This is a genomic window from Cupriavidus basilensis, from assembly GCF_000832305.1.
GTDB classification, from domain to species: domain Bacteria; phylum Pseudomonadota; class Gammaproteobacteria; order Burkholderiales; family Burkholderiaceae; genus Cupriavidus; species Cupriavidus basilensis_F.
On the sequence record NZ_CP010537.1, the window covers coordinates 3,255,242 to 3,275,865 of the forward strand.

Sequence of the window (20,624 nt, forward strand, 5' to 3'; positions counted from 1 at the left end):
CCCGCCCTCTCCCCCGGCCCCTCTCCCACAAGTGGGAGAGGGGAGCAAACCAGCAGCATCGCTCGAAGCCGACGAGTGCGCCAACGCCGCTTGAAATGACGACGGCTGTTACTCCCTCTCCCCTCATGGGGAGTGGGGAGCAAGACCAGAGAACGAACGCAGTGCAACCACATCAGGAGACAGCCAAATGCAAACCAAAAAGATCCGCCGCCTCTTCCCGCTAGCCGCCACCGCCGTGGCCGCGCTGATGGCCTCCGGCACCGCCTTTGCGCAGGAAGTCGTCAAGCTGGGCTATACCGGCCCGCTGTCGGGCGGGGCCGCGCTGTATGGCAAGAACGTGCTGTCCGGCATCCAGATGGCCGTGGACGAGATCAACGCCTCGGGCCTTGAGGTCAAGGGCAAGAAGGTGAAGCTGGAAGTGGTGTCGCTGGACGACAAGTACGCGCCCGCCGAGGCCGCCATCAATGCGCGCCGCCTGGTGCAGCAGTACAAGACGCCCGCCGTGTTCGTGCCGCATTCGGGCGGCATCTTTGCACTGCAGGCGTTCAACGAACAGGAGAAATTCCTGGTGATGGCCTACTCCAGCGTGCCGCGCATCACGGACACCGGTAACAAGCTGACCATCCGCATCCCGCCGTCCTACACCGGCTATATCGATCCCTTCATCAAGGCGCAGATGAAGCGCTATGGCAAGAACGTAGCGCTGGCCCCGGCCGACCACGATTACGCCAAGGCCTGGGTGCAGGCGTTTGTGCCGGCCTGGGAAGGCGCGGGCGGCAAGGTGGTGGCCAACAACCCGATGTCCTACACCAAGGCCACCGACTTCTACAGCGGCGTGTCACGCGTGCTGGCCGACAAGCCCGACGTGATGTTTGTCGGCGGCCCGTCCGAGCCGACCGCACTGGTGGTCAAGCAGGCGCGCGAGCTGGGCTTCAAGGGCGGCTTCATCGTGATGGACCAGGCCAAGCTGGATGAAATGGCCAAGGTCACCAATGGCCTGGCCATGCTTGAAGGCGCCATCGGCGTGATGCCGCTGGCCAACGATGCCCGCCCGGCCGCGCAAACCTACAACAGCAAATACAAGAAGCTGCATGACGGGCGCGATGCCACCACCGAGATGTCTCTCAACTACACCATGGTCTACGCGCTGGCTGGCGCCATGAAACTGGCCGGCACCACCAGCGATGTGGCCGCGATCCGGGCCAGGATGCCGGAGGCGGTGAAGACGCTGGCCAAGGATGCCAACCCCAACGAGATCGAGAGCATCGACGCCAAGGGCGGTACCGTTGCCGACACCGTGGTGGGCTGGGTGCAGAACGGCAAGATCGCACCGGTGCGCCTGTCGGAACTGGCTAAATAAGCCGGCAAGGCCGGCCACGCGGCCGACGCCCGGATCGGGCGCCGGCCGCCTGAGCCGGCTCAGTGAACCTCATGCCCGCGCTCTTGCGCATTGTCTGCCTGGCCTTGGGCACGCGGTTGCTGCTGCATCGCCACGTGCTGAGCTGACTGTGGCTGCGCGGCGTGCTGTTGCTGGCGCTGCAACTCCTGCTGCCGGCGCTGCTGTTCCTGCTGCTGGCGCTGTTGCTGCTGCTGGCGTTGCTGCTCCTGCTGCTGACGCTGCTGCTCCTGCTGCTGACGCTGCTGCTCCTGCTGCTGGCGCTGCTGTTCTTGCTGCTGGCGCTGCATGACCTGTTGCTGGCGCTGCTGCTCCTGCTGGCGTTGCTGCTCCTGTTGCTGGCGCTGCATGTCCTGCTGGCGGCGCTGCTGCTCTTGCTGCTGACGCTGCAAGTCCTGCTGCTGACGCTGCATGGCCTGCTGTTGCTGTATCGCCTGCTGCGCCCGCTGCTGGTCGCCAGCCTGTCTTTGCTGCTGCTGACGCTGCATCTCCTGCTGCTGTTGCAGCGCTTGCTGTGCCCGCTGCTGGTCCCCCATCTGTCTTTGCTGCTGCTGGCGCTGCATCTCCTGCTGCTGTTGCAGCGCTTGCTGCGCGCGCTGCTGGTCCCCCATCTGCCTTTGCTGCTGCTGGCGCTGCATCTCCTGCTGCTGTTGCAGCGCTTGCTGCGCCCGCTGCTGGTCCCCCATCTGCCGCTCTTGCTGCTGGCGCTGCATCTCCTGCTGCTGGCGGGCCATGGCTTGCGGGTCGGTTTGCAGGGTCCGGCCGTTCTGCTGCACCATGCCGCGCTGCTCGGCCTGGCGTTGCTGAAGCTGCTGGGCTTGTTGGGCTTGCTGGATCTGCTGCGCCTGCTGGAGTTGCGCGGCCGACTGGCCATTTTGCGGCGGCTGGCCGTGCGCCTGCTCCGGCCGCGTAGTCCAGCCGCGCGTGCGCGGATCGCCGCCCTGCGCGGGCGGCTGCCCGCCATGGTCGGTACCCACCAGGCCTTGCGGCACGGGCCCACGGGCGCCGCCTTCCGCGCGCTGCGGCCCGAAGGCTGGATTGCCTTGATTTGCCGGATTTACCGGATTCCCGCCGTTCGGTGTCCCCGGCCCGCCGGGCATCTGGCCTGCCCCGTTGCGCCCGTGGTATCCCGGTGCCGCCTGGCTCAGCCGGACCGGGGCAGGCGCCATGGCCTGGCCGCCACCCCGGGCATTGCGCCCACCCTGCCATGCCGGGCCGGCGCCGGGCACGGTGCCGCCAGCGCGGGCAAAGCGCTGGGCCAGTTCATCGTCGGCCGGGCGGCCGGGCGCGCGTGCAGCAATGGCGGGCCGCGCAAAGCCCTGCATGACTGCCGCCGGAGCCGGCCGCGCGGGCGCCGCGCCGATCAGGCTGGCCTTGACAGGCGCCAGCGGCGGCGCGCCGTTGGCCTCGCCCTGCGGCAGGTTGCGCCATGCCATACCGCGCGCGCCCGGCGGCACGCGCTGGCCTTGCACGAAGGCGCGCGCGGGCATGCCGGTGATGGCGCCCGGCACGGTCCGGTTGATATAGGTGTTCCGGATATGGTTCTCGATCACCTCATTGTTGACGGTGAAATGGTTGATGCGCGTGATGTAGGCCGGGCTGGCGCCATAGACCGGGCGATATGCCTCGCGCGGGCCTAGCGGGTACCAGGCCACGCCGGGGCCGCTGCCCGGACCGCCGCCGATAAAGCCAACCAGCGCGGGGGCGTAGACCGGGCGGCCCACCCTTGGGCCTGGCATCCATCCCCACCGGTCGCCAACGCGGGCCCAGCGCCCATAGTGGGACGGGGCGAAGCCCCACGGCGCATCGTCGCACCAGCTCCATCCCCATGGCGCCACCCAGGCCCAGTGGCCGGCGCTATAGGGCGCCCAGTCCGCCGCCACCACGCGCGGGAACCATACGGCGCCGTACCCAGGGTCTTCCTGCCAGTCGCCATAGTCGTCCAGCGCGGCATAGCCCGTCATTTCCGGCGCCACATAACGGGCGGACGGCGAGCGGTCCTCCCGCGCGTCGCGCGCCATGGTCCAGCTATCGAAGCCGTCCATGGGTGGGTTGGCGGCGCGGCCGGCCTCGGCCAGGTCGGTGCCGCCGAAGCGCACTTGCTCGCCGCGCCGCATTTCTAGCGAGCGGTTGTCGCCGTACAGCATGGCCGAGCCGTGGTGCATGGTGACGACCGTGGAGCTGCCGTCAGGCGCTACGTCCAGCCGGTAGTCGCCCGGCTCGCGCGGCACGAAGGCCAGGTTGGGCGTATCGATCTCGACCGGCTGGTCGGGCGGCAGCGCGCGCACGCGCAATTGCAGCGTGCCCTGGGTCAGCTTGACCTGGGTGGCGCTGTCGTCGAGATTGAGCACGGTCACGGCGGTGCCGCTGCCTAGCCGGATCGCAGTGGAGCCGGCGTGCAGCTCGGCCCGCCCGCCGTTGTCGACCCAGAGTCGGTCCCCGGTGGTGATCGGCCGGTTCAGCGCGGCCTGCGCCCAGTCGTCCGACCCCGCGGGGGCAAAGCTCAGGTTGCCAGCGGCATCGGTCACAGTGGCAATGCGGGCGGTGGGATCAGCGGATTGCGCCAGCGCCGGCAGTTGCCAAGTGACCAAAACGAGGCTAGTGGCCAGGAACAGGAAGCGCGCACGCGGGCCAAGCTTGCGGTCAGGGAACATGTGAATACCTCTTGGTCAAAATAGGCGCGCGGGCCAACACCTGCCGCCCCTGCTGTCACCATACTTCCGATAACGCCGGGCCGCCGGACTGGCGCACTTGACTTTGTAAGCACATATTTCCCTTGTTTCCCCCGTGCAGCCGCGCCGGGAAGGCACGATCCGGCTGCGCGCCGCCCGCCGTGGCCTCCGGCCCGCGCGGGGACCACGGCGGGCCAGCGCATGCAGGACAAAGCTGGAAACAATTGCGCATCGGCGCCGCACGCCCGCGAGAGGGGAAAGGCGCGGCCGGCCCGGCTTAGCGGGCGGCGGACTGCTGCAGGAACTCGGTGAACTTGTCGGCGGACATGGGCCGGCCATACAGGTAGCCCTGTACCTCATGGCAGCCATTCTCGGCAAGGAAATCCCGCTGCTCGACGGTTTCCACGCCCTCGGCCACCACGCCGATGCCCAGGCTGCCACCGACGTTCACCATGGCGCGCACGATGGCGGCGTCAACCGGGTTCTGCGTGACATTGCGGATAAACGACTGGTCGATCTTGATGCGGTCCACGGGGAAGGACTTGAGGAAGCTGAGCGAGGCGTAGCCGGTGCCGAAATCGTCGCAGGTCAGGGTCACCCCGTCGCGGCGCAGGGTCTGCAGCTGCCCAGAGAACTCGTCGCCCTGCTGCAAGGCGATGGTCTCGGTGATCTCCAGCTCCAGCCGCTCCGGCGCCAGTGCCAGCTCGCGCAGCACGTGACGGACTTCGGTCAGCAGCCGGCTCTCGCTGAGCTGCGCGGCAAACAGGTTGATGGCCACCCGCGGTGCATCGGCAAACCCGAGCGACCACATGCGCGCCTGGGCGCAGGCGGTGTGCAGCAGCCAGACGCCGACGTCCGCCGCCACGCTGCTGGCGGCCAGCGCATCGATGAAGCTGGCCGGCGTCAGCAAGCCCTGGGTGGGATGGCGCCAGCGCATCAGCGCCTCCGCGCCAACCACGCGGCCGTCGCGCAGGTCGATCTGGGGCTGGTACAGCAACTCGAACTGGCGCTGCGCGTAGGCGTCGCGCAGCGCTTGCACCAGCGACAGGCGAGTCGTCACGTCGGTGCGCATCTGCGGCTTGAAAAAGCGGATGGTGCGGCCGCCGTCGCGCTTGGCCCTGCCCAGAGCCAGGCTGGCCGACGCCAGGGCATCGGAGGCATTGTCGCCGCCGGCAGGCATCACGCAGGCGCCCAGGCTGGCCAGCACGTGGTGGCGCCGGTTGCCATACTCGTGGGGCTCGGTCTGCAGCGAAAGGATGGCGGCGCTGACGTGGCGCACCAGGGTGGGATCGGCAATGGACGGCAGCAAGACGGCAAACTCGTCGCCGCCGATCCGCCCCAGGATGGCGTCGCGCGGCGAGGCGTCGCGCAGGCGGCGAGCCACCCGGCGCAGGATCTCGTCGCCCTCGGCATGGCCATGCATGTCATTGAATGCGCGGAAATCGTCGATGCCGAGCAGCAATAGCGCGCAGCGCGGGGAAGCCTCCGTGCGCAGGCGGCCTTCCAGCGTGTTCAAGAATGCCTGGCGCGACGCTAAGCCCGTCAGCGAATCAATGTCCGCGTTTGGCGGGGCGCCGGCCTTCGCCTCTGACCTGGCCACCATGCCTGCCCTGTTCGTGATTATCGACATCGGTCCGATCTGTCCATTTGGCAAGTGTGACTAAAACCAGGAAAAAATCAAGCCAAGTTGAACGATATGTTGCGGCAACAAGTTGCGACGCACCGAATCCCCTTACCGCTCGGCGGGCGCCATTGAAATGGCCGGGGCCTTACAGTACCCTACGCCGCTATAAACCGGCCGCTCGCGCCCGGCCCGCGTACGCGCGCCGCTTCCGGTGCGCCCGGCCGGCCATGGGCCGCCTTCCGACAAGAATAAGCAACGGGAAACCGCACCGTGACTCACTGGACCATCCGCACGCGCATCCTGGCAAGTTTTGCCTTCATCCTGGCGGTGATTTTACTCACGGCGGTGGTCGCCTATGACCGCCAGTCGGCCATCCAGACCAATGCGGATGCGCTGCGCGACGATGCGCTCCCTGGACTCTACTACAGCACCGCGATGCGCGGCGCCTGGGGCGAGACCTATGTGCTGGCCTGGCAGAGCGTGACCGCGGCCAATGACACCGAGCGCCGGCAATACGCCGAGGCCAACTCGGCCCTGCTCAAGCGGCTGGACGGCCTGGAGGCAAAGTACGCCGAATCGATCCGGCGCGCCGACGATCGCGAGCGCTTCGATAAGTACCGTGAGCTGCGCCGGCACTATGACGAACTCTCGGCGCCGCTGTTCGCGGCGGCCAGCGCGGAGGCCGCCGCCGCCGAGACCAAGCTGCGCGGACCCATCCACGCAGCCTGGACCGAAGGCCGCACGGCCGTGCAAGAACTGTTGGAAGATAACAACAAAGTGGCCGCGCAAGGCGCCAGCAGCATCAACCAGGCGGTGCAAACGGCCAAGATCAGCATCGAGGTCTCCCTGATCGCCGCCATTCTGGAGTCGCTGGTGGCCGGCTACCTGCTGTTCCGCTCCATTACGGTACCGATGCGCTCGATCGTCAGGCAGCTCGCCGACATGCGTGGCGGCGACTTCCGCCAGCGCCTGTCGCTGAACCGCAAGGATGAGTTCCTGGAAGTCGAGCAGGGTTTCAACCAGATGACCGGCGACCTTACCGCGCTGGTCGGGCAGGCCCAGCGCTCGGCCATCCAGGTCACCACCTCGGTCAACGAGATCGCCGCCACCGCGCGCCAGCAGCAGGCCACCGCCACCGAAACGGCGGCCACCACCACCGAGATCGGCGCCACCTCGCGCGAGATCTCCGCCACCTCGCGCGACCTGGTCCGGACCATGACCGAAGTCTCCGGCGCCGCCGAGCAGACCGCTGGCCTGGCCGGCACCGGCCAGGCCAGCTTGTCGCGCATGGAAGCCACCATGCACCATGTGATGGAAGCCGCCGGCTCGGTCAACGCCAAGCTGGCCACCCTGAACGAGAAGGCGGGCAATATCAACCAGGTGGTCACCACCATCGCGAAGGTCGCGGACCAGACCAACCTGCTGTCGCTCAACGCTGCCATCGAAGCCGAAAAGGCTGGCGAGTACGGGCGCGGCTTCTCGGTGGTCGCCACCGAGATCCGCCGCCTGGCCGACCAGACCGCGGTGGCCACCTACGACATCGAGCAGATGGTGCGCGAGATCCAGTCAGCGGTGGCCGCGGGCGTGATGGGCATGGACAAGTTCTCGGAGGAAGTGCGGCGCGGCATGTCGGAGGTGACCCAGGTGGGCGACCAGCTCTCCCAGATCATCGGCCAAGTGCAGTCGCTGGCGCCGCGCGTGCAGATGGTCAACGAGGGCATGCAAGCCCAGGCGGGCGGCGCGGAACAGATCAACCAGGCCTTGATGCAGTTGTCCGAGGCGGCCCAGCAGACCGTGGAATCCCTGCGCCAGTCCAGCCAGGCGATCGACGAGCTGACGCTGGTCGCTAACGACCTGCGCACCGGCGTGTCGCGCTTCAAGGTTTGAGCGCACTTTGAGCGGCCCGGGCATCCACGCCACCCCATGAAACTCTTCCTGCTCTTTCGCATCGGGACCGACCACTACGCCCTGGACGCGCAGGAGATCGTCGAAGTGCTGCCGCTGACCACGCTCAAGCACTTGCCCGAGGCACCGGCCTGGGTCAGCGGGCTGCTGGCGCGGGGCGGCCAGGTGGTGCCGGTCATTGACATCAATGCGCTGGCCATCGGCATGCCGGTCGCCAGCCGGACCAGCACACGCACCGTATTAGTGCATTACCGCCGGCACGCGGAGGCGCCCGCGCGCCTGCTCGGGTTACGGCTGGAGTACGCCACCGAGACGCTGCGCTGCGAGCCCGCCGAATTTATCGACAGCGGCGTGGACGCCGCCCCGGCCCGCTACCTGGGGCCCGTGCGCAGCGGTAGCCAAGGGCTGGTGCAGTGGATCAAGGTCGATGCCCTGCTGCCTGACGACGTGCACGCAAGGCTATTCCCCGATCTGCCGGCGGCTGACGCCCGCGCGCCAGGGCCATGACCACCGCCTCTCATATCGAAGCGCTGCTCAAGGAGCGCATTGGCCTGGACGCCGCCACCGTCGGCCCCGGCATGATCGAGCGCGCGTTGCGCGAGCGCCTGGCAGCTGCCGCGGTGTCCGACCACCACGCGTACTGGAACCTGCTGCACTCGCACCCGGACGAACTGCAGTCGCTGATCGAAGCCGTGGTGGTCCCCGAGACCTGGTTCTTCCGCCATCGCGAGGCGCTGCTGGCGCTCGGCCGCTTCGCCGCCATGCGGGTCTTCGGCAGTGATCGCGCGCCGGATGGCGCCGCGCCCTTGCGCATCCTCAGTGTGCCCTGCTCGACCGGCGAAGAGCCTTACTCGATCGTCATGGCGCTGCTGGACGCCGGCGTGCCGGAGCAACGCTTCCAGGTCGATGCCGTGGACGTGAGCGCCCGCTCGCTGGAGCGCGCGCGCATCGGGCAATACGGCAACAACGCCTTCCGGGGCGCCCCGCTGGACTTCCGCGACCGGCATTTCACCCCCTGCGCGGGTGGCTACGCGCTCAAGGCCAACGTGCGCGCCAAAGTGCGGCTGCTGCGCGGCAACCTGCTCGACCCGGGGCTGATGGCCAATGAACCGCCCTACCACTTTGTGTTCTGCCGCAACCTCCTGATCTATTTCGATCCGCCGACCCAGCGCCGTTCGCTCAAGATGCTGGAACGGCTTAGCCGGCAGGATGCCACGCTCTTTGTCGGCCCGGCCGAGGCCAGCCTGCTCACGCGGCACGGCTTTGTCTCGGCGGGCGTGCCGCTCGCCTTTGCCTTCACCCGGCGCGGCGCGCACCAGGCGGGCAGCGCCACGCCGGCAATGCCGCGCTACCCTGCGCACCCGAGTGCGCCGGTGGCAGCCGCCCCACAACAGTGGCCGCAGCCGCCACTGCACCCGAGGCCGCCGGCCGCGCGCGGCCAGGCGGGTTCCACCGGCGTGCTAGCGCCCCCGGCACCGGCGCCTGGCGCCCCCGCCACCGGCAACGCGGCCGAACGGGCCAAGGCCGGCGCCGAGGCGCTGGCCCGAATCTCCCGGCTCGCCGATCGCGGCGAACTGGCCGCCGCGGTGACCGCCTGCGTGGCGCACCTGGACGCGCAAGGTCCGTCGGCTGCCGGCTACTGCCTGCTGGGCGTGCTCCACGACGCCACCGGCCGTCACGCCGACGCGCGCGAGTCCTATCGCCGCGCGCTTTACCTCGACCCGGCCCACCAGGAGGCGCTCTACCATATGGCCGCCATCCTGGAAGCGGAAGGTGACAGCGTGGCCTCGGCCCGCCTGAGAAACCGCGCACAGCGCAAGACCCCGACCCGTCATGGCTGAGCCCGCATCGCACCCCCTGGCCGCACATGGCCAGCCGCCCGGCATGGGCACTGTTACGGTCGCCGTCGACGATTGCTGGCGCCGCATCGGCGTGCTGGGCGATGGCAGCTGTCCGCTGCTGGCCGAGCACATCCATTGCCGCAACTGCCCAACCTATTCGCGCGCGGCGCTCACGCTGCTCGACAACCTGCCCACCGGTGAAGTCAGCCTGCCGGACGGCCACGCCGTTCATGCCAATGCCACCGCGAGCGGGCCCGCCATGTCATGCCTGGTGTTTCGCATCGGCGACGAATGGCTGGCGCTGCCCGCGGGCGCGCTGGCGCTGGTCACCGCGCCCTGCCCCGTGCACTCGCTGCCGCACCGCCGCCACGCCGCGGTACTGGGCCTGGCCAGCGTGCGCGGCAATCTGCTGGTATGCATCTCGCTGGCACGGTTGCTCGGGCAGGACCCTGCCGCCGGCGCCGCCGCCAACGCCGCCGCCAACGCCAAAGGCAGCGCCGGGCACGGCGCCCGGCTGCTGGTGCTGGGCCAGGGCCGCACCGCCATCGCGCTGCCTGTGGATGAAGTCACCGGCATCGAACGGATCGGCGAAGCCGACCTGCAGCCATTGCCGACCACCTTGTCACGCGCCTCGGCGCATTACACCCGGGCGCTGCTGACAAGCGGCCAACGCACAGTGGGCTTGCTCGACCCGGCCCTGCTGCAACAAGCCTTGAAGCGGAGCCTGGCATGAACCCCGACCAGTTGCGCGACGCCTCGCTGCTCGAGCTGTTCGCGCTGGAGGCGCAGTCGCAGGCCGAAGTCCTTAACGCCGGCCTGCTCGCGCTGGAGCGCGACCCCACCGCGGCCGAGCAGCTCGAGGCGTGCATGCGCGCCGCGCATTCGCTCAAGGGTGCCGCGCGCATCGTCGGCCTGGATGGCGGCGTGCGCGTGGCACACGTGATGGAAGACTGCCTGGTGGCCGCCCAGCACGGCGAGCTGCTGCTGCGGCCCGTGCATATCGACACCCTGCTGCATGGCACCGACCTCCTGCTGCGGCTGGGCTGCCCGCCCGGCGGTGATCTGGACTGGGCCGACCGGGACGGCAAGGCCGAGGTCGATGCGCTGGTGCTGCGCATGGCCGCGCTGCTGGCCGGCGAGGAGGTGGACGCCGACGCCTGGGCCACGGGCCATGCCCCTGCGGCGGCAACGCCCGGGAGCGCATCCGCGAGCGCGCCGGAAGCCACGGTGGCAGAGACCATCCACCCGGCGCCACCCGATGGCACGGCGGCCGACACGGTCCCCGGCACGACCACGGCATCTGCCACGCCAGCTTCGCCAGCCACGTCCGCGCCCGGCGAAGCCCCCCGCGAGCCGCAGGCCCAGGAGCGCATGCTGCGCGTCAGCGCCGATACGCTGGACCAGTTGCTGGCGTTGTCGGGCGCGGCGATGGTGGAGACGCACTGGCTCAAGCCTTTCGGCAACGCCCTGCAGCAGACCCGGCGCATACAGATGCGCGCGCTGCAGGCGCTCGACGCCCTGCAGGTAACGCTCGCGGCCGGCGCGGCCAACGCGGCCGATTCCGCCGCCCACGCCGCGCTGGCAGAAGCACAGCGCCTGCTGGGCGAGAGCCACCAGCAACTGTCGCAACGGGTCACGGAGCTGGAGCAGTACGACCACCGCACCGGCCAGCTTTCGCACCAGCTCTACGACCGGGCGCTGGCCAGCCGCATGCGGCCCCTCGCCGACGGGCTCACCGGCTACTCGCGCATGGTGCGCGACCTGGGGCGCTCGCTGGGCAAGGCAGTGCACCTTGAACTGGTCGGCGAGAGCACCAAGGTCGACCGCGACATCCTGGAGCAGCTCGAAGCGCCGCTGGCGCACCTGCTGCGCAACGCGGTGGACCACGGCATCGAGCTGCCCGAGGCGCGCCGCGCCGCCGGCAAGCCGGCCGAAGGCAGCATCACGCTGAACGCGCGCCACAACGCCGGCCGCCTGATGATCGTGATTGCCGACGACGGTGCGGGCGTGGACCTCGACGCCCTGCGCGCCGCCATCGTGCGGCGCAAGCTGGTGCCCGAGGAAACCGTGGCCAGGCTGTCGCAGGCCGAGCTGCTCGACTTCCTGCTGTTGCCCGGCTTCAGCATGCGCGACACCGTCAGCGAGGTGTCCGGGCGCGGCGTCGGGCTCGACGCCGTGCAGGACATGATCCGCCAGGTGCGCGGCAGCATTCGCCTGACGCAGGAAAGCGGGCGCGGCATGCAGTTCTACCTGGAGTTGCCGCTCACCTTGTCGGTGGTGCGCGCCTTGCTGGTGGAGGTGTCCGGCGAGGCCTATGCCTTCCCTCTGGCCTATGTCATGCAGGCCATCAACCTGGATCGCGGCAGCATCGAGCAGCTGGAAAACCGCCAGCACTTCCGCTTTGGCGGGCGCCAGGTCGGGCTGGTGAGCGCGGCGCAGGTCCTGCAGCAGGCGGAGACCCGGCGCGACGAGGACACCGTGCCGGTGGTGGTGCTGGGCGATCACGAACGTACCTACGGCGTGGCGGTGGACCGGCTGCTGGGCGAGCGCATCCTGGTGGTGCAGCCCCTGGTGGCCAGCCTGGGCAAGATCAAGGACATCGCCGCCGGCAGCCTCACCGAGGATGGCACGCCGGTGCTCATCTTCGACGTGGAGGATATGGTCCGCTCGGTGGAGAAGCTGCTCTCGGAGGGCAAGATCGACCGCATCCGGCGCGCAGCGGAGGCGGCCCCGGTGCGGCGCAAGCGCGTGCTGGTGGTGGACGATTCGCTTACGGTGCGCGAGCTGGAGCGCAAGCTCCTGTCCAACCGCGGCTATGACGTGACGGTAGCGGTGGACGGCATGGATGCCTGGAACGTGCTGCGCGCGGAATCCTTCGACCTGGTCATCACCGACATCGACATGCCGCGCATGGACGGCATCGAGCTGGTCAGCCGCATCAAGCGCGAGTCCCGCCTGATGCACCTGCCTGTGATGGTGGTCTCCTACAAGGACCGGGAGCAGGATCGCCAGCGCGGCCTGCAGGCCGGCGCGGACTATTATCTGGCCAAGGGCAGCTTCCAGGACGCCGCGTTGCTCGATGCGGTGCAAGACCTGATTGGAGAAGCACGCGCATGAAGATCGGCATCGTCAACGACTCCCACCTGGCGGTGGTCGCCCTGCGGCGCGTCATCGCCCTCGATCCCGCGCTGGAGGTCACATGGGTGGCCGAGGATGGCGAGAGCGCCGTGCGCCTGGCCGCCGCGCGCACGCCCGACCTGATCCTGATGGACCTGATGATGCCGGTGATGGATGGCGTCGAGGCAACCCGCCGCATCATGGCCGCCACGCCATGCGCCATTGTGGTGGTGACCATGGACCTTGGCCGCAACGCCACCCAGGTCTTCGATGCCATGGGACAAGGCGCCATCGACGCGGTGGATACGCCCACGTTGACCCAGCCGGATTCGCAACTGGCAAGCGGTCCCCTGCTGCGCAAGATCCGCAATATCGGCCGCTTGCTGGAGGGCCGCGCCGGACCCGCGCGCGCAGCCTCGGCACCAAGGCGCAAGGCCGGCACCGAGCGACTTGTCGCGCTGGGCGCGTCGGCCGGCGGCCCGGCCGCGCTGGCTACCGTGCTGGGCGGCCTGCCGGCCGGCTTCACCGCCGCCGTGGTCGCGGTCCAGCACGTGGACGAGGCTTTCGCGGCTGGCATGGCCGACTGGCTGGACGCGCAGTGCGCGTTGCCGGTGCGCCTGGCCCGCGAGGGCGAGGGGCCGCAGCCGGGCACCGTGCTGCTGGCTGGCAGCAACGACCACCTGCGCCTGGTCAGCGCCTCGCGCATGGTCTATACCGAAGAGCCGAGCGACTACCTGTACCGGCCCTCGATCGATGTGTTTTTCGAGACCGTGGCGCAGCACTGGCGCGGTGACGCGGTGGGCGTGCTGCTCACCGGCATGGGCCGGGACGGCGCGCTGGGCCTCAAGGCCATGCGCGAGCGCGGCTACCTGACCATTGCCCAGGACCAGGCCAGCAGTGCCGTCTATGGGATGCCCAAGGCCGCCGCCGCCATCGGGGCCGCCAGCGAAATCCTGCCTTTGCAGCAGATCGCCGCCCGCATCGTACGGGCATGCAATGCCATCAACAACCAGGGGTAGCACCGAGGCGCTAACAACATGAGCAACGATGCGAACCTGGCCCCGCGCGCCCGCGCCGCCATGCCAGGATCATGCTGTTAGCGTCTCCAGGTCGGAGAGCACGAGGAAGACAATGTCTAAAGATACAACCCCTAGAGCGCCCCTGCGCCCGGATGAATACCTGGCCATGGTGCTGCTGGTGGACGACCAGGCCATGGTAGGCGAAGCGGTACGGCGCGAGCTGGAGCCCGAGCACGATATCGATTTTCACTATTGCGCCAAGCCTGATGAGGCCGTCGCCGTGGCCGAGCGCACCCGTCCCACGGTGATCCTGCAGGATCTGGTGATGCCTGGCATCGACGGCCTGACGCTGGTGCGCCGCTACCGCGCCAACCCGGCAACGCGCGATATCCCCATCATCGTGCTCTCCACCAAGGAAGACCCGCTCATGAAGAGCGCGGCCTTCGCCGCCGGCGCGAACGACTATCTGGTCAAGCTGCCCGATACCATCGAGCTGGTCGCGCGCATCCGCTATCACTCGCGCTCGTACCTCAACCTGCAGCAGCGCGACGAGGCCTACCGCGCGCTGCGCCAGAGCCAGCAGCAGTTGCTCGAGACCAACCTGGAGCTGCAGCGGCTGACCAACTCGGACGGGCTGACGGGGCTGTCGAACCGGCGTTATTTCGACGAGTACCTCGGGGCCGAATGGAAACGCGCCAATCGCGAGCAAAGCCAGCTGGCGCTGCTGATGATCGACGTGGATTCGTTCAAGGCTTACAACGACACCTACGGCCATGTGGCCGGGGACGAGGTGCTGCGCCGCGTGGCCGCCGTGATCCGCGAGAACTGCGCGCGCCCGGCGGACCTTCCGGCGCGCTTTGGCGGCGAGGAGTTCGCCATGATCCTGCCGTCCACCACGCCCGGCGGGGCGCGGCTGCTGGCCGAGAAGGTCAGGCGCGCGATCGAGTCCCTGCAGGTGCCGCATAGTGGGTCGCTGGTGGGGCAGCATGTGACTGTCAGCATTGGGGGCACGGCGATCGTGCCTGGTGCGGATTTGCCTTTTAGCCGGATTGTGGAGATTGCTGATGCTGGGCTTTATCAGGCTAAGCGGAATGGGAGGAATCAGGTTGTTATGACTTCTTGAGGATTTTGGGGTGGGGTGGGGTTGCAACTGCAACTGCAACTGCAACTGCAACTGATTAACTTCAACGTCAAAGGCAACTGCAACTGCAGTTTCACCACCCCTGCGGGGCGGCGACCTACTTTCTTGTCTTGCCAAGAAAGTAGGCAAAGAAGGCGCGCCGGATGGGGCGACAACCCCTCGGGATTTCACGAAAAGAGCGGCCGGGACCCAAACTCGCATCGCCTTAAGGCGATACTCAGACATGGGCCCCTCTTTTCCGCTCTTTTCGTGAAATCCCGAGGCGCCCCATACGGCCTTGGCACACCTTTACGGCTCGCTTCGCATCGCGCTGGGGTGTTGCCCGCCTGACTGGCGGGAAACACGGCCGAACCGAATGGCGGGTTTGGTTCCTTCTCCCTTCTCCCTTCTCCCTTCTTCCTGCCCTGCTGCGGCGCGGCCTGCCGCCGGTTTGACCGTATCCGGTGCCGGCGCTACGATTAGCCGCCGGACGCCATCCCATGAATATGGAGTACCGTCCCCCGCCAATGCGCGCCATAGTCGAGACTAGCTCAGGCCAAACCATGCGCTCACAGAACCTGTCTGCGGCCCCGGAAGCCGATATCCGTGTCCTGCTGGTCGAGGATGACCCCGCCACCAGCGCGCGCCTGCAAAGCGCGCTGGCCAGCTTGCCGGGCATCCAGGTGATGGCGGCCTGCGCGCAGCGCGCCAGCGCCTGCGAGTGGCTGGGCGCGCACGAGCCCGACGTGCTGCTGTGCGACCTCGGGCTGCCGGACGGCTCCGGCATCGATGTCATCCGCCACGCGCGCCGGCTGTATCCGCGTTGCGACTGCATGGTGATCACCATGTTCGGCGACGAGGCCAATGTGCTGGCCAGCATCGCCGCGGGCGCCACCGGCTACCTGCTCAAGGACGAATCGGACGACAACCTTCGCGCCTCCGTGCTGGCGTTGCGTGCCGGCGGCTCGCCGATGAGCCCGGTGATCGCGCGCAAGGTCATCACGCGGCTACGCAGTGCCAGCGTGCCTGGGATCCCGGCGCCGGACGCGCCGGGCGCCCCTGGCATGGACGTGACGCTATCCGCCCGCGAGACCGAGGTGCTCGACCTGATCTCGCGCGGGTACACCTATGCGGAAACCGCCGGGCACCTGGCGATCAGCGTGCACACCGTGCAGGCGCACATCAAGAACATCTACGGCAAGCTAGCGGTCAACTCCCGCACCGAGGCCGTATTCGAAGCCCACAAGCTTGGCCTGTTGAAGACCTTGTGAGGCCAAAGCCGATGGCCCTGCTGCCCATCCTGCGGCTGGTGTGCCTGAGTGCCCTGTGGCTCGCCATGGGCTGTGGGGTCACCGCCTGCGGCGCAGAGCGAGGGCCATCCGCGCCAGACCCGGCGAACCAGGTGCAGGTGCTGCGGCAAGCGCTGGCCGTGGTCCGCCCCGACGGCGCCCGGCAAGGCCAGGCGCCGCAGCCGGCCGAAGTCACATTGCCCCATGACTGGGACCGCGTCTACCCCGGCCGAGACGGCATGGCGACCTACCGCCTGGACTTTCCCTACCACGGCGGCGGGCAGGACATCCCCGCGCTGTACCTGGCGCGCGCGGCCAACAGCTTCGAGATGCGTCTCAACGGCAAGCTGCTGGCCGCCTCCGGCGCCATGGATGCGCCTGCCCTCTATGGCGGCCAGCGCCCCTTGTACATCCCCGTGCCCGAGGCCATGCTGCAGCCGGAGAACGCGCTGACGATCACGATCGCCGCACGCGCCAATGCCAAAGCCGGCCTGTCGCGCGTCGAGTTCGGGCCGGGCCAGCTGGTGCATTCGCACTACCTGGGCGCGCTTTGGTTCCGCGTGATCGGGCCGTTGGTGATCACCGCGCTGAGCCTGTTGCTGACTGCGATCTCGCTGCTGATCTGGTGGCGCCAGCGCGATCCGTTGTTCGGCCTCTATGCGCTGGCCGAGATCGCATGGTCGGTCAGCGTGGTCGAGCGCCTGCTGGACAGCGCCCCGTTGCCGCTGCACGCGTGGCTGGTGCTTGTGCTGGCCAGCCGGACCCTGTTTATCGTGGCCACCGCCCGGTTCGCGCTGATCATCATCGATGTTCGCTCGCCGTGGCCGGCATGGCTGGTCACCGCGTTCCTGTGGATCAAGCTGCCGCTGATCGTGGTGATGACATTCCTGTTCAACACCCCCAGCCTCAAGCTGTTCGACTGGGCCATCAACATGCTGCTGGCGTGCGGCATCGCCACAGCGCTGGCGTGGGCGGCGCTGCGGCGCCCCAGCCGCGAGCGCCTGGTGCTGGCTGCCACGGTGGCGCTGGCCAGCGCGCTGAGCACCGCCGACGTGATCCGCATCCAGTTCAGCAACGATTATTACTGGGACACCTCGCTGACCAAGTACGTCTCGCAGCTGTTCAGCCTCAGCATGGCCTGGCTGCTGGTGGACCGCTATACGCGCACCACCAGCACGCTGGCTGAGCTCAACCGCAACCTGGACCGCAAGGTTGCGCAAAAAGAAGAAGAGTTGCATCTGCTCTATGCGCACTCACGCGAGATCGAGCGCGAGCAGGCCACCTTGCGCGAGCGCGGGCGCATCATGCGCGACATGCACGATGGCCTGGGCAGCACACTGGTCGGCGCACTCAGCCTGCTGCGCTCGGGCCATGGCTCGCCCATGGTGCTGCAGCAACATCTGCAGCAAGCGCTGGATGCCTTGAAGCTCTCGGTCGATGCCATGCAAGACACCGGCGGCGACCTCGCCGTGGTGCTGGGCAACCTGCGCTACCGGCTGCGGGCGCGGCTGGAAGCGGCAAGGTTGCGGGTGGACTGGCAAGTGGAGCGGCTGCCGCCCGTGGCCGGCCTGACGCCGCAGATCGTGCGCGAGCTACAGTACCTGCTGCTGGAAGCCTTCTCCAACGTCATGCAGCATGCCGGCGGCGCCACGGTGCAAGTGGTGGCGCGCAGCGTCGCGGGCGCCGAGGCCATCCTGATCGAGATCCGCGACGACGGGCGCGGCTTCGATGCGCAGTCCGGCGCGCAGGGCCACGGCCTGGCCAATATGCGCAGCCGCGCGGCCGCCATTGGCGGCGAATTGTCGATTGCGTCTTCGGATCGGGGCACAACCGTCAGCCTGCTGCTCTACCCGGCGCGGTGGGCCGAGGGCGAGGCTGCCTGAGCGATGGCCAGTTACGGCAGTCCTAGCGCGTCTGCTCGATGTCGCTTTGCAGGACGTCGAGGTGCGACAGGTATTTGTGCAGTTCTTCGCGTCCGCTATCGGTGATGCAATAGACGCGGCCGCTGCCTTCCACCAGCTCCGCCGTGATCGCGCGCGCGATCATCAAGCTGCGCAGGATGGGCCTGAGCGAACGGATGTTCTTCTCCACCCCATGCTCGCGCAGGCGGTCGACCAGCGTCATGACCGTCGACGGGCTCGACTGGACAAGCTTGAGGATATACAGCTTCGAAACGAAGCCGTCTAGCGTTGGCGCTCTCATGCGGCTCCTGTGACACACCAGCCAGCGGTGCGATAGAGCAGATCTACATAGGCAGCCCTGGCGCTGCGAGCGCACCCGGGCGTGCTACCAGCAAGCGGCCCGGTCGGCACCAGGCGCGCCAATTAAAAAAATAGGGTGCACGAGGCACCCCATTTCCTGCATTGCGCGCGCCAGCACAAGGCCGGCGCGGATGGGGCTTGACGACTACTCTTCCTGGAACGCCTCTTCGCGCTTTGCCTTGATGGAAGGCAGGGCAACGATGGCAACCAGCGAAGCCGCTGCGATCAGCAGGCCCAGCGACAGCGGACGGGTCACGAACACCGTGAACTCGCCACGCGACAGCAGCAGGGAGCGGCGGAAGTTCTCTTCCATCATCGGCCCCAGCACGAAGCCCAGCAGCAGCGGCGCCGGCTCGCACTTGAGCTTCAGGAACAGGTAGCCGATGATGCCGAAGCCAGCCGCCATGAACACGTCGAAGGTCTGGTTGTTGACCGAGTACACGCCGATACCGCAGAACACCAGAATGGCCGGGTACAGGTAGCGGTAAGGCACGGTCAGCAGCTTCACCCACACGCCAATCATCGGCAGGTTCAGGATGATGAGCATCAGGTTGCCGATCCACATCGAGGCGATCAGGCCCCAGAACAGCGCGGGGTTGCTGGTCATGACCTGCGGGCCCGGCTGGATGTTGTGGATGGTCATCGCGCCCACCATCAGCGCCATCACGGCGTTGGGCGGAATGCCCAGCGTCAGCAGCGGGATGAAGGAGGTCTGCGCCGCGGCGTTGTTGGCCGATTCCGGACCCGCCACGCCTTCGATGGCGCCCTTGCCAAACTCATGTGCGTACTTGGAGGTCTTCTTTTCCAGCGAGTAGGCTGCAAACGAAGCCAGTGCCGCACCGCCGCCCGGCAGGATGCCCAGCGCGGAGCCCAGGAACGTGCCGCGAAGCACCGCCGGGATCATGCGACGGAAGTCTTCCCTGGTCGGCCAGAGGTTGGTTACGCTGTCGGTGAAGGTCTCGCGGGCTTCCTTCTGCTCCAGGTTCGCGATGATTTCCGCGAAGCCGAACATACCCATGGCCAGCGCGACGAAGTCGATGCCATCGGTCAGCTCGGGGATATCGAAGGAGAAGCGTGCGGCGCCCGAGTTCACGTCGGTACCGATCAGGCCCAGCAGCAGGCCCAGCACGATCATCGCCACGGCCTTGGGCAGCGAGCCCGATGCCAGCACCACGGCGCCGATCAGGCCCAGGCACATCAGCGAGAAGTACTCGGCAGGACCGAACTTGAACGCCAGTTCCGACAGCGGCGTAGCAAACGCGGCCAGGATCAGGGTAGCCACGCAGCCGGCAAAGAAGGAACCCAGGCCGGCGGTGGCCAGTGCCACGCCCGCTCGTCCCCGCCGTGCCATCTGGTAGCCGTCGATGGTAGTCACCACCGATGACGATTCACCCGGCAGGTTGACCAGGATGGCGGTGGTGGAGCCACCGTACTGTGCGCCGTAGTAAATACCGGCCAGCATGATCAGCGCGGCCACCGGGGGCAGCGTGTAAGTCACCGGCAGCAGCATGGCGATGGTGGCCAGAGGCCCCAGGCCCGGCAGCACGCCGATCAGCGTACCCAGCACACAGCCCAGGAAGGCGTATGCCAGGTTCTGCAACGAAAGCGCCGTGGAAAAGCCCAAGGCAAGATGGTCAATCAATTCCATATGGCCGACTCCTTAACCAGTAATGAAAGCAGGCCACACCGGCATCTGCAGGTTGATGCCGTACACGAAGGCGCCCATGCTGATCAGCACCAGGACGATCGCGTTCAAGACCGCGCCCTTCCAGCTGAACTCATGGCTGGCCATCGACGACACCAGCACCAGCACGAACACCGACAACACCATGCCGAGCGGCTTGAGCAGCAGGCCGAACAGCACCACCGAACCCAGAATCCACAACAGGGTCTTCAAGTCCCAGCGGGCGAGCTGGTCGGCTTCACCCTTTTTCGATACCGCGCCGATCAGCACGAATGCACCGAGCACGGCGAGTACCAGGCCGAGTAGAAACGGAAAGTATCCGGGGCCCATCTTGGCGGCTGTTCCCATGGAATAGCCGCGGGCGACCCAGGAAAAGCACAATCCGACCAGAATGAACATCAGGCCGGAGGCAAAGTCCTTTTGGCTGCGTATGCGCAAAACGATTCTCCTCAAAGTACGTGAAAGCAGTGCCCCTCCGCTCGCAGGCTCTTTGCATGCGGAGGTGGTCCGTTCGGCAGGAAGAAAACAGTGTCCCTGCAGGATGGAACGAACATTAGAGAGGCGATCTTTCAGCTTGCTTTCATTTGTCTTGGTTTAGGGGTATTCACCGATGCGCCGGTAAATCCCGCCAAAATACATACATCACGCTGTGATGTAATACCGAAAGACGAATGAAAGGAAGCCGAAGGGAAATTG

15 protein-coding genes are annotated in these 20,624 nt (G+C 67.6%); 10 read left to right on the forward strand and 5 right to left on the reverse strand.

All coding sequences use genetic code 11. The annotated features are described in order from the left end of the window. Positions 1 to 187 precede the first annotated feature (187 nt). Positions 188 to 1,360: an ABC transporter substrate-binding protein gene (locus tag RR42_RS34805; RefSeq protein WP_043356696.1), complete on the forward strand. Its 1,173-nt coding sequence runs from the start codon at positions 188 to 190 to the stop codon at positions 1,358 to 1,360. Between the two features lie 59 nt (positions 1,361 to 1,419). Here RR42_RS34805 and RR42_RS40895 read toward each other — a convergent pair whose 3' ends face one another. Continuing rightward, positions 1,420 to 4,050 (reverse strand): DUF6600 domain-containing protein, encoded by a 2,631-nt coding sequence (locus RR42_RS40895; RefSeq protein WP_052495180.1) that lies wholly within the window; start codon positions 4,048 to 4,050, stop codon positions 1,420 to 1,422. Positions 4,051 to 4,345: 295 nt separating this feature from the next. Then, positions 4,346 to 5,671 carry a putative bifunctional diguanylate cyclase/phosphodiesterase gene (locus tag RR42_RS34815; RefSeq protein ID WP_043356699.1) on the reverse strand — a complete coding sequence of 442 codons (1,326 nt, stop codon included), beginning with the start codon at positions 5,669 to 5,671 and terminating at the stop codon, positions 4,346 to 4,348. A gap of 291 nt (positions 5,672 to 5,962) precedes the next feature. On the opposite strand from RR42_RS34815, the gene RR42_RS34820 reads away from it, so the two are divergent. From RR42_RS34820 to RR42_RS34860, 9 genes are all read left to right on the forward strand, one after another. Then, positions 5,963 to 7,579, forward strand: coding sequence for a methyl-accepting chemotaxis protein (locus RR42_RS34820; RefSeq protein WP_043356702.1), 1,617 nt, complete (start codon positions 5,963 to 5,965; stop codon positions 7,577 to 7,579). Between the two features lie 36 nt (positions 7,580 to 7,615). Further along, the gene (locus RR42_RS34825; RefSeq protein ID WP_043356703.1) at positions 7,616 to 8,104 is read left to right on the forward strand and encodes a chemotaxis protein CheW; all 489 of its coding nucleotides are present in this window, start codon (positions 7,616 to 7,618) and stop codon (positions 8,102 to 8,104) included. Further along, positions 8,101 to 9,438, forward strand: coding sequence for a CheR family methyltransferase (locus tag RR42_RS34830; RefSeq protein ID WP_043356706.1), 1,338 nt, complete (start codon positions 8,101 to 8,103; stop codon positions 9,436 to 9,438). The genes RR42_RS34825 and RR42_RS34830 overlap by 4 nt, the downstream gene beginning before the upstream one ends. After that, positions 9,431 to 10,171 (forward strand): chemotaxis protein CheW, encoded by a 741-nt coding sequence (locus RR42_RS34835; protein WP_419188898.1) that lies wholly within the window; start codon positions 9,431 to 9,433, stop codon positions 10,169 to 10,171. Before RR42_RS34830 ends, RR42_RS34835 begins: the two co-directional genes overlap by 8 nt. Continuing rightward, positions 10,168 to 12,555 carry a hybrid sensor histidine kinase/response regulator gene (locus RR42_RS34840; RefSeq protein WP_043356707.1) on the forward strand — a complete coding sequence of 796 codons (2,388 nt, stop codon included), beginning with the start codon at positions 10,168 to 10,170 and terminating at the stop codon, positions 12,553 to 12,555. Before RR42_RS34835 ends, RR42_RS34840 begins: the two co-directional genes overlap by 4 nt. Beyond that, a complete protein-coding gene (locus tag RR42_RS34845) occupies positions 12,552 to 13,574 on the forward strand; it encodes a chemotaxis response regulator protein-glutamate methylesterase (RefSeq protein WP_043356710.1) in 1,023 nt (340 codons plus the stop codon). The genes RR42_RS34840 and RR42_RS34845 overlap by 4 nt, the downstream gene beginning before the upstream one ends. 112 nt (positions 13,575 to 13,686) lie before the next feature. Continuing rightward, positions 13,687 to 14,697, forward strand: coding sequence for a response regulator (locus tag RR42_RS34850; protein WP_052495181.1), 1,011 nt, complete (start codon positions 13,687 to 13,689; stop codon positions 14,695 to 14,697). Between the two features lie 560 nt (positions 14,698 to 15,257). Beyond that, positions 15,258 to 15,965: a response regulator transcription factor gene (locus tag RR42_RS34855; RefSeq protein ID WP_043356712.1), complete on the forward strand. Its 708-nt coding sequence runs from the start codon at positions 15,258 to 15,260 to the stop codon at positions 15,963 to 15,965. An 11-nt stretch (positions 15,966 to 15,976) separates the two neighbouring features. Then, positions 15,977 to 17,866, forward strand: a complete 1,890-nt coding sequence (locus RR42_RS34860; RefSeq protein ID WP_043356714.1) for a sensor histidine kinase — start codon at positions 15,977 to 15,979, stop codon at positions 17,864 to 17,866. Positions 17,867 to 17,888: 22 nt separating this feature from the next. Here the strand turns inward: RR42_RS34860 and RR42_RS34865 are convergent, their stop codons facing one another. The 3 genes from RR42_RS34865 to RR42_RS34875 form a co-directional block, all read right to left on the reverse strand. Then, complete coding sequence (locus tag RR42_RS34865) at positions 17,889 to 18,185, reverse strand: helix-turn-helix transcriptional regulator (RefSeq protein ID WP_043356716.1); 297 nt, start codon at positions 18,183 to 18,185, stop codon at positions 17,889 to 17,891. 204 nt (positions 18,186 to 18,389) lie between these two features. Next, entirely contained in the window at positions 18,390 to 19,892 is a 1,503-nt protein-coding gene (locus RR42_RS34870; protein WP_043356719.1) for a tripartite tricarboxylate transporter permease, read from the reverse strand. A 12-nt stretch (positions 19,893 to 19,904) separates the two neighbouring features. Next, positions 19,905 to 20,366 (reverse strand): tripartite tricarboxylate transporter TctB family protein, encoded by a 462-nt coding sequence (locus RR42_RS34875; RefSeq protein ID WP_043356722.1) that lies wholly within the window; start codon positions 20,364 to 20,366, stop codon positions 19,905 to 19,907. Positions 20,367 to 20,624 lie beyond the last annotated feature (258 nt).

What these genes read in the sequence shown, in the direction of transcription:
- RR42_RS40895 (WP_052495180.1), bottom strand. Translation starts at nt 4,050, where the DNA reads ATGTTCCCTGACCGCAAGCTTGGCCCGCGTGCGCGCTTCCTGTTCCTG.
- RR42_RS34860 (WP_043356714.1), top strand. Translation starts at nt 15,977, where the DNA reads ATGGCCCTGCTGCCCATCCTGCGGCTGGTGTGCCTGAGTGCCCTGTGG.
- RR42_RS34870 (WP_043356719.1), bottom strand. Translation starts at nt 19,892, where the DNA reads ATGGAATTGATTGACCATCTTGCCTTGGGCTTTTCCACGGCGCTTTCG.
- RR42_RS34830 (WP_043356706.1), top strand. Translation starts at nt 8,101, where the DNA reads ATGACCACCGCCTCTCATATCGAAGCGCTGCTCAAGGAGCGCATTGGC.
- RR42_RS34855 (WP_043356712.1), top strand. Translation starts at nt 15,258, where the DNA reads ATGCGCTCACAGAACCTGTCTGCGGCCCCGGAAGCCGATATCCGTGTC.
- RR42_RS34815 (WP_043356699.1), bottom strand. Translation starts at nt 5,671, where the DNA reads ATGGTGGCCAGGTCAGAGGCGAAGGCCGGCGCCCCGCCAAACGCGGAC.
- RR42_RS34825 (WP_043356703.1), top strand. Translation starts at nt 7,616, where the DNA reads ATGAAACTCTTCCTGCTCTTTCGCATCGGGACCGACCACTACGCCCTG.
- RR42_RS34835 (WP_419188898.1), top strand. Translation starts at nt 9,431, where the DNA reads ATGGCTGAGCCCGCATCGCACCCCCTGGCCGCACATGGCCAGCCGCCC.
- RR42_RS34865 (WP_043356716.1), bottom strand. Translation starts at nt 18,185, where the DNA reads ATGAGAGCGCCAACGCTAGACGGCTTCGTTTCGAAGCTGTATATCCTC.
- RR42_RS34840 (WP_043356707.1), top strand. Translation starts at nt 10,168, where the DNA reads ATGAACCCCGACCAGTTGCGCGACGCCTCGCTGCTCGAGCTGTTCGCG.
- RR42_RS34845 (WP_043356710.1), top strand. Translation starts at nt 12,552, where the DNA reads ATGAAGATCGGCATCGTCAACGACTCCCACCTGGCGGTGGTCGCCCTG.
- RR42_RS34850 (WP_052495181.1), top strand. Translation starts at nt 13,687, where the DNA reads ATGTCTAAAGATACAACCCCTAGAGCGCCCCTGCGCCCGGATGAATAC.
- RR42_RS34805 (WP_043356696.1), top strand. Translation starts at nt 188, where the DNA reads ATGCAAACCAAAAAGATCCGCCGCCTCTTCCCGCTAGCCGCCACCGCC.